Consider the following 12,059-nt stretch of genomic DNA (forward strand, 5'->3'; position numbering starts at 1 on the left):
CGCCCGCTCAGCCCGGCGCGCCCGGGGCGGGCCCGTCGGCCTCCGGCGCCCGCGGTTCGGCCGCGGCACCCGCGTCCGCCGACCGGATCTCGACCTTGAGGTCCTGCCGCATGTCCTGGAGATGGTCGGTCACCACCCGCTCGCCGGCCTTGAGCCCGGCCAGGATCGCGGTGTCCTCGCCGAAGCTGTCGCCCGTGGTCACGGGCTGCTGGCGGACCACGCCCTGATCGTCCACCACGTAGACGATCCGCTGGGCGAGCCGGGCCGACAGCGCGACCGTGGGGACGAGGAGCTTCTCCTCGGTGCCGGTCTTGACCCGCGCGCGGACGAACTGACCGGGCAGGAAGCGCTCGTCGGTGTTCGGCAGCAACGCGCGCACGAGGCGCCGGGCGGTGCGGGGGTCGAACCGGTTGTCGAGCTGGTAGACCCTGGCGTCGCGCACGGGCTTGCCGGCCTCGTCCAGCACCTCCACGGTCACCGGGCCGGTCTGCATCGCCTCGCGCAAGGCCTCGGAATCCTCGGAGGAGAGCGCCATCTGCACGTCGATCGGGTCGAGCTGCACCACCGTGACCAGCTCCGTCTGGTTCTCGATGACGAGGTCGCCGGGGTTCACGATCGACAGGCTCGCCCGCCCGTCGAAGGGCGCGCTGACCACCGCGTAGTCGAGGTTGAGGTTCTGCCGCGCGATCGCGGCCTCGGCCCCCTGGACCTGGGCGGCGGCCGCGGCGGCGTTCGACTGGAGCTGCTGGAGCCGCTGCTCCGACGCGTAGCCCTTGTCGGCCAGCGTGTCGGTCCGGCTCACCTCGGCCTGCGCGAACTGGAGCTGCGCCTTGGCCTGCGCCTCTTGGGCCTGGGCCTGGGTGAGCGCCACCTGGAACGGGCGCGGATCGATCCGGAACAGAACCTGCCCCTTCTTCACGTGGCTCCCGGGCTCGAAGGGGCGCTCGGTGACGTCGCCGGTCACCCGGGCCTGCAGGGCCGCGTCCTGCTGCGCGATGATGGTGCCCGTGTAGGTGAAGCTGATCGGCACCGTCCGGGTCCGCGCCGCCGTCACCGTGACGGCGATCGGCGGCTCGGTCTCGGCGGTCTCGGCCGGCCGGTCCGACCAAGGCAGCGCGCTCATCAGGGCCGCGGGCTCCGGCCGGCCCATCGCGAACCAGCCGCCCGCCGCCAGGACCAGCGCGGCGCCACATCCGAGTAGTCCGGTCCGAAGCCCCGCCCGCACGCTGACTGCTCCTCCCGCTGCGGCGCGCCCGCGCCGAGCCCGACGGGGAACACGCCAAACGCGTTCGCGTTGCACGCCCGCGGTCCTCGCGGCCACCGATCACCGTCGAGGTCCGATGTTCGCCCGCTTCGTCGACCGGCCGGTCCTGGCGGCCGTCATCTCGGTTCTGATCACCCTGATCGGCGCCGTGGCCGGCCTCACCCTGCCGATCGCCCAGTTTCCCGAGATCGCGCCGCCGATCATCAACATCCAGGCGACCTATCCCGGCGCCAGCGCGCAGCAGGCCTACGACGCGGTCACGACGCCCCTCGAGCAGGAGATCAACGGCGCCCAGCACCTGCTCTACATCGCCTCGACCAGCAACACGGACGGCAGCGTCAACCTCGACGCGACCTTCGAGATCGGCTCCGACCTCGACGCCGCCGCCGCCGAGGTGCTGACCCGCGCCAACCGGGCCGAGGCGAAGCTGCCGGCCTCGGTGCGCGCGCAGGGGCTGGAGATCCAGAAGAGCTCCCGCCAGCGGCTCGGTAACATCGTGCTCTACGCCGATCCGGGTGCGCCCTACGACGAGCTGTTCCTGGCCAACTGGGCCGAGACCCAGGTGATCAAACCGCTCCGCCGGGTCGACGGCATGGGCCGGATCCAGAACTTCTCCCAGAAGCGCTACGCCATGCGCCTGTGGCTCGACCCGGTGAAGATGGAGGCGCTGGCGATCAGCCCCGACGCGGTGATCCGCGCGGTGAGCCAGCAGAACGAGCAGATCACCACCGGCTCCCTCGGCAAGCCGCCGACCGACGGCGCGCCCACCGCCTTCGAGCTGCAGGTCGTCACGCAGGGACGGCTCAGCCAACCCCAGGAATTCGCCAACATCCTGCTGCGGGCCAATCCCGACGGCTCCGTGGTGCGGGTGCGCGACGTGGCGCGGGTGGAACTCGGCTCGGAGCAGTACGGCGTGCGCTCCAGCTTCGACGGCGAGCCGTCGGCGACCCTCGGCCTCTACCAGACGCCGGGCGCCAACGCCGTCCACGTCATGGACGGGGTGAAGGCCACGATGGCGGAGCTCGCGCGGCGGTTCCCGCCGGGGCTCAAGTACAAGATCGCCCTCGACCGCACCGAGTTCGTCCGCGAGGCGATCCGCGAGGTGGTGCACACCCTGTTCGAGGCGCTGATCCTCGTCGTGGTGGTCACCTACCTGTTCCTGCAGAACTGGCGGGCGACGCTGATCCCCTCGATCGCCGTGCCGGTGGCGCTGGTCGGGACCTTCGGGCCGATGGCGCTGCTCGGCTTCTCGTTCAACACCCTGAGCCTGCTCGGCCTGGTGCTGGCGGTCGGCCTCGTGGTCGACGACGCCATCATCGTGGTCGAGAACACCGAGCGGCTGATGGACGAGGGGATGGAGCCGCGCCCGGCCGCCCGGGAGGCGGTGAACGAGGTCGCCGGCCCGGTGATCGCCACCACCCTGGTGCTGGCCGCCCTGTTCGTGCCCGTGGCCTTCATCCCGGGCCTGACCGGCCAACTCTACAACCAGTTCGCCCTGACCATCGCGATCTCGGTGATGATCTCGGCCGTGGTCTCGCTGACCCTGACGCCGGCGCTCTGCGGCCTGATCCTGAAGCACCGCCCGGAGGGCGCCGGGGCGCACCGGAGCCGGTGGAGGGCGCCGCTGCGCTGGTTCAACCGGACGCTGGAGCGCGCCGCGGGCCTCCTCACCGCGATGATCGGCCGGCTCACCCGCCACCTCGTGCTCGTCGGCCTCGCCTTCGCGGCCTTCGCGGCGCTCACCGCGCTCCTCGTGATGCAGCGCCCGACCGGCTTCGTCCCGAACGAGGACCAGGGCTACTTCTTCGCCGATGTCGCCCTGCCGAAGGGCGCCTCGGTGGCGCGCACCGACCGGATGGTCGAGCGGCTCGGCAGGAGCCTGCGGGACATGCCGGAGGTCGATCACACGATCGGCGTCGTGGGGCGCAGCATCCTCGCCGACGCGGTGGCACCGTTCTACGGGTTCCAGATCCCGGTCCTGAAGCCGTGGGGCGAGCGGGCGGCCTCGGCCGACGCCATCATCGCCCGCGTGCAGAAGGAATTCCGGCACGATCCGGACGGGAAGGTGCGGGTGGTCAACCCGTCGCCGCTGCCGGGGCTCGGCACCCGCAGCGGCCTGACGCTCGAGATCCAGGACCGCAGCGGTGCCGGCGGCATCAAGCTCGCCGAGGCGGCCCAGCGCTTCATCGACGAGATGGAGAAGAGCCCCAACGTCGCCCAGGCGCTGCCGACGACGAGCTACGGCGTGCCGCAGATCCGCCTGGAGATCGACCGGGCCAAGGCCGAGCAGCTCGGTGTGCCCCTCCAGAACCTGTTCGACGCGCTCGGGACCTATGTCGGGTCGAGCTTCGTCAACCTCTTCAACCGCTTCGGCTTCGTCTATCAGGTCTACGTGCAGAGCGAGGCCACGGGCCGGCGCACGATCCAGGATCTGCAGGCGCTTCCGGTCCTCAACAGCCGGGGCGAGCCCGTGCGGATCGGCTCCCTGGTGCGGGCGGAATTCACCACCGGCCCCACCGCGGTCCTGTCCTACAACACCTACCCGGCCATCGAGGTGGCGATCGAGGTGGCCTCCAGCGCGAGTTCCGGCACGGTGCTCAAGGAGGTCGAGGCGCTGGCCAAGCGCCGGCTGCCCTCGGACTACGCGGTGGAGTGGACCGACGTCGCCTTCCAGGAGAAGGTCGCGGGCGGCTACGCGCCGCTGATCTTCGGCCTCGGCGTGCTGATGATCTTTTTGCTGCTCGCCGGGCAGTACGAGTCGCTGCGCCTCCCCTTCGTGATCCTGCTGGCGACGCCGATCGCGATCTTCGGCGCGGTCGGATTCCTGGCCGTGCGCGGGCTCGAACTCGACATCTTCGGCCAGATCGGTCTGCTGCTGCTCGTCGGGCTCGCCGCCAAGAACTCGATCCTGCTCGTGTCCTTCGCGGAGGACCTGCGCCGGCAGGGCGAGGACGTCCTGAAGGCGGCCCAGGACGCGGCGCGCCTGCGGATGCGCCCGATCCTGATGACGTCGTTCGCCTTCATCACCGGCTCGATCCCGCTCGCCATCGCGAGCGGCGCCGGGGCGCATGCCCGCGTCTCCATGGGGACGGTGGTGATCGGCGGCTTGGTCGTCGCGACCTTCATCACCCTGTTCATCACGCCGACGTTCTACGTCGCCTTCGAGCGGCTGCTCGGGCGGGGCGACGCGGCCGCCAGGGCGCAGTCCGGGCCGGCCGGCGCGGCGCAGCCGGCCGAGTAGCCACTCTGGTCCGTCGCCGAGACGGTCGCGCCGCCGATCCCGGGCTCGGCGGCGAACGGGAGCCTGCGAGAGCGTGAGGACCGTCCCGCCGCGTGGCGGCTGATCCTGTCCCGAACCCTCCGTCAGGCCGAGTCCGCGCGGCGCTCGACTGCGTCGGCCGCGTCCCGACGGCCCTGCTCGCGTGGCGCTTCCAGTTCCGCGCGGAGGAGGATCTCGCCCTGAGCGCCGACGCCGACGCCTTCGGCCCTGTCCTGAGCATCCTCGCCTCCGCGATGCTGACGGTGACGGCCTTCTCGCTGACCGTTCCGGTCAACGCCCGCGGTGCCGCGTCGTCGGGCGTGACGCGGCGCGCCACGACCCCGTGGACCGGAGACCGGCCGGCGCACGACGCGCTCGCCACGATCCTCGGCGCGTTCATGTTCTCGGTGGTCGAGATCATCGCCCTGTCGACCCCCCTCTACGGGCCGGGCGGGCGCCCCGTGCTGCTGGGGGCGATGGTGGTGGTCATCGACCTGGCCGTCGTCGTCTTCCTGGGCTGGATGCGGCAGCTCACCCGCTTCGGCCGGGTCGGCGAGACGATCCGGCCGGTCGAGCAGGCGGCGTCCCGGGCCCGGCCGCGGCGGCACACGGCTCCCGCGTTCCATACCGCGGGGCGCGGCCGCCGCGGCGCCACGCGGAGGCCGCGTCGCCGCACCGATCGACGAGGAGCGGAACTGCCCGCGCGCCGATCCATTGGGTCACCGGACGACGGCCGGCCGACTCTCAGGGATGGATGGATCGATGGTTTCGATAGGCACGCGCTCCGGCGGCACCGCCCGGGTTTCCGCGGTTCGCGCGGCCGCGGGCGCCTGCGCGCTGATCCTGTCGTCCGGACCGGTGCTCGCCCAATCGGCGGCGAGCCGGATCGATCAGCCGACTGCGGCCACGCTGCCCCCGGGCGTCAGCACGACCAAGGGCGGCGCTGCCCCCGCCGACCGGTCGACCGGACCCGTCTCACCGCCGAGCGCCATCTCGTCGTCGACGGACGTCATGGCGGGCGGGAGCGCCGGTACCGACACGGGCCGGAAGAAGGACGCGCGCACCAACCCGCTCGATCATCTCTCCCCGGAGTACAAGCGGTAGAGCGGGCTCGATCGCCGCGCGAGCCCGGAGCGGCCCTCCGCGTGACGACCGGGCGCCGGCCGGGCTCCGCGCAACCGTGAGCCGGGTCGGCCCGCGTCAGAATTCCAGGGGCCGAAGCCCGGTCGACGGGGATTCGACCGTCAGACCGCAGGTGTGGTCCTGCAGGATCTCGCCGTTGGCCGCCCTGCCGAAACGGCTGGTCACCAGGCCGTCGAGGAGCACGAAGCCCGGCTTCCCGCCCGGGAACTCGGCCCCCACGACGGCCAGCGAGTGCTCGCCCATGGCGGCGCGCGCGTCGCCGTCGCGAGCCAGCAGGTCGAACGGGTCCGCGGCGTCGAGGTCGTCCCCGAGCACGCGCATCGCCCTGAACGGGCGTCCGACCAGCGGTTCGGGCAGAGGCGCCCAGCGATCGCCGATCGTGGGCGCGAGGCGGCGAAGGGCGTCGCGGACGTCGAGGCGGACGCAGTCGATGTGGATGTGCAACTGCCCCTGACTCCGCCGCAGCCGCGCGTTCACCGCGAGGCTGACGTCGCGCCGGTCGAGCGGATGGCCGAGGCGGCCCTCGACGAAGGTCCGCGCGCGCCACGCCTTGGCGAAGTAGTTCGTCGTCCCGGGTCGAAGGAGCACGGGGCTCTCGATGCCGGTGATGCGCGCCGTCGGGATCAGGAGAAACTGCGCCCGCCCGCGGAGGTCCTTGAGGATGGCGTAGCCCTTCTCGACCCCGCCCGCCAGGTCGACCAGGCTGCAAGGTGCGGGTCCCTGTCCGCGCCTCTCGTGGGGGACGCACGCGCCGTGCACGATCGCCCACAGGGCTCCGCCGTTTCCGAGGAGGTTGGGCCCGACGGCGACAGCCAGCCAGACCGAGGCCGCCGCGAGGATGATCAGGGTGCCGAGCGATCTCCGCGACAGCCCGCTCCTCGCGCGGCCGGTGGAGCCGCGCGGTGACGCGGTGTCCGGCCGGCGACGGACGGCGTCACGCGCCTGACGGGCGAGCCTGACCGCGGCGCTGCGCAAATCCATGACGTGACCCGGTGTCCGGTTGCCGCGCGAGGCGTCGGGTCCGCCGACGCCAGGACCGTCATACAGGCCGCCAGCGGCCTGCGCGATCGCCGCCGTGCTACGGATGCAGCGCCGGACGGATCGCGCGGGACGCGGTGACGCCGCGGCGTCTTTCGTGCCCCGGATCCCGCGCGCCCCCTTCTCGGACGGCTATCCGATGGGCCATGCCTTGCGCGGACCTCGTCAGCGCCGCCGAACTGGGTCATGCCTCTGCCCATCCCGGTGCCGCCGGCGGTCGCAACCTATCAGGCGGCGCGCCGCCGGAATCGCGGCGAGAAGGACAGGGGTGGGACGGACCGCGCACGAGGACCGACCCGACGCGCGTCAGGAGCCGGGAGCCCGGCGACCGCTGAGACAGACCGGACGGCCGGGGTGACCCGGGCCGCCCTCGCGAGGAGACGACCATGACCGACGAACCGCACGGCTTCGACCGCGGCCTGACCAATTACGGCGACCGCGACTTCGCCCGCTACCTGCGCCGCTCCTTCGCGCGCTCCATGGGCATCTCGGTCGGCCTGCTGAACAAGCCGGTGGTCGGCATCGCCATGACCCCGTCGGGCTTCAACAACTGCCACCGGGGCATGCCCGAGCTGGTCGAGGCGGTCTCCCGCGGCGTGCTGGCGGCCGGCGCCCTGCCGCGGCCGTTCCCGACCGTGTCACTCGGCGAGGTTTTCCTCAACCCGACCAGCATGATGTACCGCAACCTCATGGCCATGGACACCGAGGAGATGATCGCGGCCCAGCCGATGGACGCGGTCGTGCTGATCGGCGGTTGCGACAAGACCGTGCCGGCCCAGCTCATGGGCGCGGCCTCCGCCGACCTGCCGGCGATCCAGCTCGTCACCGGCCCGATGTCGACCGGCCGCCACAGGGGCCAGCGGCTCGGCGCCTGCACGGATTGCCGGGGCTTCTGGGCCAGATACCGGGCCGGCACCGTCGACGCCGAGGAGATCGCCGAGGTCGAGGGCCGGCTCTCCGTCACGGCCGGCACCTGCGCGGTGATGGGCACGGCCTCGACCATGGCGTGCATCGCCGAGGCGCTCGGCATGTCGCTGCCGGGCACCGCGGCGATCCCGGCGGTGCATTCCGACCGGCTGGTGGCCGCCGAGGAGACCGGCCGCGCGGCGGTGCGGCTGATCCAGTCGAAGATCCGGCCCTCGCAGGTGATCACCGAGAAATCGGTCGAGAACGCGATCCGCGTGCTGATGGCGGTGTCGGGCTCGACCAACGCCATCGTGCACCTCACCGCCATCGCCGGGCGGCTCGGCATCCGGATCTCGCCCGAGCGGTTCAATCAGATCTCCGACGCGACGCCGGTGCTGGTCGACCTGAAGCCCGTGGGCCAGGGCTACATGGAGGATTTCCACGCCGCCGGGGGCATGGGCGCGCTCCTGCGCGAGCTGCGCCCGCTCCTCCACCTCGACACGGTGGACGTGGAGGGCCGGACGCTCGCCGAGCGCCTGGACGAGCCGGAGGCTTGGGTCGACCGCGCGATCATCCGCACCGCGGAGGATCCCGTGTCGCCGGTCGGCGGCCTCGTGGCCCTGTCCGGCAGCCTCGCGCCCGACGGGGCGATCTTCAAGCGCGCGGCGGCGACGCCTGAGCTGTTCGAGTCGGAAGGGCGGGCGGTGGTATTCACCGGCCTGGAAGACCTGTCGGCGCGGATCGACGATCCCGACCTCGACGTGGCGCCCGGCGACATCCTCGTCCTGCAGAATGCCGGCCCGCACGCGGCCGGCATGCCGGAGGCGGGCTACCTGCCGATCCCCAAGAAGCTGGCGCAGGCGGGGGTGAAGGACATGGTGCGCATCTCCGACGCGCGGATGTCGGGCACGGCCTTCGGGTCGATCGTCCTGCACGTGGCGCCCGAGGCCGCGGTCGGCGGCCCGCTGGCGGCGGTGCGCGACGGCGACCGCATCCGCCTGTCGATCCAGGACAAGCGCGTCGATCTCCTGGTCGCGGAGGACGAGATCGCCCGCCGGCTCGCCGACCACCGGCCGCCGCCGGCCCCGGCTCGGGGCTACAAGGCGCTCTACCGGCGCAGCGTCACGCAGGCCCCGGAGGGCTGCGACTTCGACTTCCTCGCCAAGGCCGAGGGCTGACGGCCCCGGTCGTCCCGGACGGGCGCGTCAGAGGCCGGCTCCGCCATCCGGGGCGCGCCCGTCGCCGAACTCGGCAAGCCCCGCCTGCCGGCCCCGTGACCCGGCAGGCCTGCCGCGCTCATCACCGCCCTGGCGGTGCCGGGGGCGTCACGACGCCGCGCCCCGCGTGCGGCCCATCGGCTCCGGTCCGGGCGTCGCGGCCCGGAGGGCGGGACCGTCGCCCGCCGCGACGGCGCCCGGTGCCGCGGTGGTCCCGGGCGCGGCCCTGGTTCGGATCATCCGCCCCGTGGCGAAGGCGGCGGCATTGACGAGGCCCATGGTGACGAAGCCGGCCGAGAGGGCGGCGAACATCCCGGCCAGGCCCAGCCCGAGCACGGCCGCGATCCAGGCGCCGCCCAGCGCCACCCCCAGCCGGAGAAGGCTGGCGGTGAGCGGCCAGCCGACGCGGCCGGCGCCCTGGGCGGCGAAGTAGAGGGCGAGGCCGGCCCCGAAGAACCCGTAGAAGGGCCCGACGATGCGGAGATAGGATGAGCCGGTGGCCATCATGGCCGGGTCGCTTCCGAACAGGCCCAGCCAGGTCTCAGGGGACCCGGCCGCCACCAGGCCGATGGTCTCCGTCAGGCCGCCGGCCACGAGGGCGCCGGTCAGCGCGGCCCGACGGGCGCGGACCTCCATCCCGGCGCCGAGGGCCGTCCCGACGAGGGCCGCGATGGGCGAGCCGAGCCCGAACACGAGCGGGACCAGCAGGTACTCCAGCCGCGCACCGGTGCCGTATCCGGCCACCGCCGCCGGCCCCGCCGTCCCGACGAAGCCGGTCGCCGCGATGACCGTGACGTTCGAGGTCACACTGGCGATGCCGGACAGAAGGCCGATGCGCAGGATCTCGCGGGACGGCGCCCAGGTCAGCCTCGGGGGACGCCGGCCCGGTCGCAGGACGCCGCGGCCGGACCAGATGTAGGCGGCGAAGACGGCGGAGCCCGCGGCGTAGTAGCCCGCGAAGGCGACGCCGCCGCCCACGACCCCGAGCCTGGGCAGCGGGCCCCAGCCGAAGATCAGCGCGGGCGAGAGCGGGATCAGCACGACGGCCCCCGCGCAGGTGACGCCGGCAGGAAGCGCCATGTTGCCGGTCCCGCGGATCACCGCCGCCAGCGCGTTGAACAGCCAGATCAGGGTCGCCGCGCCGAACACGACGCCCGCGTAGGCGGTCGCGGCCCTGAGCGAGCCCCCGGTGCCGCCCATCGCGGCGTAGAGCCTCGGCCCCAGCGGCAGGGCGAGGAGGCTGGTGACGACACCCAGTGCGAGGCCGATCGCGGCGGCATGCCAGGCGAGAAGATCTGCCTCCGCCCGCCGGCCCGCGCCCAGGGTGCGGGAGACCGCCGACTGGATGCCGCCGCCCATGCCGCCGGCGGACAGCATCTGGACGAGCATCACCACCGGGAAGACGAGAGCCAGGCCGGCCAAGGCATCGGTTCCGAGTTCCGCGACGAAGTACGTCTCGATCAGGCCGATGGAGGTCTGGACGACCATGACCACGACATTCGGCACGGCCATTCGCGCCAGGGTCGGCACGAGGGGCGCTTCGAGCAGGCGGCGCGTGCGGATGTCCATGGCGGGGGCCTCACAGTCTCGGGGATCGCGGCCGAGCGCCCGCGATGTCGACGGGGCGCGGGACCGACCTTCGGCGCGGTGCAGTCACGCGGGCGTCGACGGCGGGCGCGGTCAGCCGGCGGGCGGCGTCCTCGCCCCGGGCAGATCGAACAGGAGGCAGGTCGTGCTCGCGGTCGCGACGAGGCGGCCGGACGCGTCGCTGAGGCGGCCCTCGGCCACGGCCTGCTGCCGACCGGCGTGAACGACCTGCCCGACCGCAGTCAGCAGCCCGGACCGTTCGGTGGCGGCGCGCAGGAAATTCAGTTTGAACTCCAGCGTCGTGTAGCCGCGTCCCAGCGGCAGGGTCGCGTGCACGGCACAGCCCATGACGCTGTCGAGCAGCGTGGCGAGGGAGCCGCCGTGGACGGAGCCCAGCGGGTTGAAGAGGTACTCCGCGGCCGGCATGCACATCCGGGCCGTGCCGGGATCGACCGACACGAGCTCGATGCCCAGCAGCTGGATCGCGGGCGGCGGCGGGATCTTCCCCGCCATGAGCGCGCGCAGGAAGTCGATCCCCGCGAGGGCTTGTCCCGCCGCGGCGATGGAGCGGGGATCCGCCCATTCCACGATCCTCCGCCGCGAAGGCTCGGGCGATCTCGAAGCCGCGTCGCCGGTCATCGGTGAGCCTTCTCGGAGAGGGGGCGAGCGACGGACCCGCGGCCTCGCGGACGACCCGATCGGGCGATGTCGGTCCGGAGGCCTGGGCGTCGATGTCGAGCGTAATCTATATAAATGCAGATCACAATCTAAAAACACGGAGCGCGGCCCAGCGGGCCCCGACCGAATGCGGTCCTCCCCACGGGGGTATCGGCTGCGGCGACGATGCGGCCCGATTGGCCACCGGCGACCCGATCCCGTCCCAGGCTCCGTCCCGGCCATGACGCGGCCCGAGCGAGGCGCCGCCTCGAACCGGCTCAGCCCGGGATCGTGGAGCGCGCCGCCTCGAGCAGTTCGCCGGCCAGGGCCTCGTCGTCGACACCCCGTGCCAGCACCACCGCCCCCACCATGGTCGACAGCGCGATCAGGGCGCGCTGCCTGCGGCGCTCCCTGGACGCTCTGGGCAGCCTGTCCGCGATGAGGCCGGCGAGCCCCTTGACCCCCTGGGTGAACCGCGACCGCAGGGCGCTCCCGGGCGGCTCGCGCCCGACGTCGTTCACCAGCGCCGCGACGGGGCAGCCTCTCCCCGGCGTCCGGACGTGCGCCAGGGAGAGATAGTTCTCGATGAAGGCGTCGAGGTTCGCCCGGTACTCGGCGCTGATCGCGGCGTCGAACGCCTCCGCGGCGAGGGCCTCCTTGCTGGCGAACTGACCGTAGAAGCCGCCATGGGTCAGGCCGGCGGCCGCCATGATGTCGACGACGCCGATACCGTGCAGGCCGCGCTCCCGGAACAGGGCCGATGCGACCTCGACCACGCGCTGGCGGTTCAGCTTGGCTTGCTCCTGTGAGACCCTCGGCATCGTACCGTCCTCCGCTCCGCCTTCTCACATAGATGCGCGATATCATTTATTGAAGGGACGGCGGCCCGCGCATGCTCGAGGTCCGGCGGATGGCGGCGTCGCGGTCGCGCCGCGGCCGCCGGTCAGGGCTGTCGACCGGCCTGCGCGAGGGGGCGAAGCGCGGGCCG

8 protein-coding genes are annotated in these 12,059 nt (G+C 72.9%); 3 read left to right on the forward strand and 5 right to left on the reverse strand.

Features of this window, described 5'->3' with window-relative positions; genetic code table 11:
* Window positions 1–7 precede the first annotated feature (7 nt).
* Window positions 8–1,225 carry an efflux RND transporter periplasmic adaptor subunit gene (locus ACTJK8_RS21305; RefSeq protein ID WP_209651336.1) on the reverse strand — a complete coding sequence of 406 codons (1,218 nt, stop codon included), beginning with the start codon at window positions 1,223–1,225 and terminating at the stop codon, window positions 8–10.
* Between the two features lie 115 nt (window positions 1,226–1,340).
* Between ACTJK8_RS21305 and ACTJK8_RS21310 the strand changes: the two genes are divergently transcribed.
* Window positions 1,341–4,505: an efflux RND transporter permease subunit gene (locus tag ACTJK8_RS21310; RefSeq protein WP_012329726.1), complete on the forward strand. Its 3,165-nt coding sequence runs from the start codon at window positions 1,341–1,343 to the stop codon at window positions 4,503–4,505.
* 92 nt (window positions 4,506–4,597) lie between these two features.
* Window positions 4,598–5,707 (forward strand): DUF2254 family protein, encoded by a 1,110-nt coding sequence (locus tag ACTJK8_RS21315; protein ID WP_165851047.1) that lies wholly within the window; start codon window positions 4,598–4,600, stop codon window positions 5,705–5,707.
* A gap of 16 nt (window positions 5,708–5,723) precedes the next feature.
* Here the strand turns inward: ACTJK8_RS21315 and ACTJK8_RS21320 are convergent, their stop codons facing one another.
* Window positions 5,724–6,647 (reverse strand): CDP-diacylglycerol diphosphatase, encoded by a 924-nt coding sequence (locus ACTJK8_RS21320; protein ID WP_012329728.1) that lies wholly within the window; start codon window positions 6,645–6,647, stop codon window positions 5,724–5,726.
* A 443-nt stretch (window positions 6,648–7,090) separates the two neighbouring features.
* On the opposite strand from ACTJK8_RS21320, the gene ACTJK8_RS21325 reads away from it, so the two are divergent.
* Window positions 7,091–8,788, forward strand: coding sequence for an IlvD/Edd family dehydratase (locus tag ACTJK8_RS21325; RefSeq protein ID WP_116656673.1), 1,698 nt, complete (start codon window positions 7,091–7,093; stop codon window positions 8,786–8,788).
* Window positions 8,789–8,935: 147 nt separating this feature from the next.
* Here the strand turns inward: ACTJK8_RS21325 and ACTJK8_RS21330 are convergent, their stop codons facing one another.
* The 3 genes from ACTJK8_RS21330 to ACTJK8_RS21340 all read right to left on the reverse strand — a co-directional run bounded on the left by ACTJK8_RS21330 (window position 8,936) and on the right by ACTJK8_RS21340 (window position 11,892).
* Window positions 8,936–10,396: an MATE family efflux transporter gene (locus tag ACTJK8_RS21330; RefSeq protein ID WP_440762476.1), complete on the reverse strand. Its 1,461-nt coding sequence runs from the start codon at window positions 10,394–10,396 to the stop codon at window positions 8,936–8,938.
* A gap of 111 nt (window positions 10,397–10,507) precedes the next feature.
* A complete protein-coding gene (locus tag ACTJK8_RS21335) occupies window positions 10,508–11,002 on the reverse strand; it encodes a PaaI family thioesterase (protein ID WP_244633246.1) in 495 nt (164 codons plus the stop codon).
* Between the two features lie 347 nt (window positions 11,003–11,349).
* Window positions 11,350–11,892 carry a TetR/AcrR family transcriptional regulator gene (locus tag ACTJK8_RS21340; RefSeq protein WP_053621274.1) on the reverse strand — a complete coding sequence of 181 codons (543 nt, stop codon included), beginning with the start codon at window positions 11,890–11,892 and terminating at the stop codon, window positions 11,350–11,352.
* Between the last annotated feature and the right edge of the window lie 167 nt (window positions 11,893–12,059).

The sequence above is a fragment of the Methylobacterium sp. 22177 genome (assembly GCF_052045615.1).
Taxonomy (GTDB): Bacteria; Pseudomonadota; Alphaproteobacteria; order Rhizobiales; family Beijerinckiaceae; genus Methylobacterium; species Methylobacterium radiotolerans.

Excerpts from the sequence above, each read along its gene's own strand:
- ACTJK8_RS21310 (WP_012329726.1), top strand. The coding sequence starts at position 1,341 with ATGTTCGCCCGCTTCGTCGACCGGCCGGTCCTGGCGGCCGTCATCTCG.
- ACTJK8_RS21340 (WP_053621274.1), bottom strand. The coding sequence starts at position 11,892 with ATGCCGAGGGTCTCACAGGAGCAAGCCAAGCTGAACCGCCAGCGCGTG.
- ACTJK8_RS21320 (WP_012329728.1), bottom strand. The coding sequence starts at position 6,647 with ATGGATTTGCGCAGCGCCGCGGTCAGGCTCGCCCGTCAGGCGCGTGAC.
- ACTJK8_RS21330 (WP_440762476.1), bottom strand. The coding sequence starts at position 10,396 with ATGGACATCCGCACGCGCCGCCTGCTCGAAGCGCCCCTCGTGCCGACC.
- ACTJK8_RS21325 (WP_116656673.1), top strand. The coding sequence starts at position 7,091 with ATGACCGACGAACCGCACGGCTTCGACCGCGGCCTGACCAATTACGGC.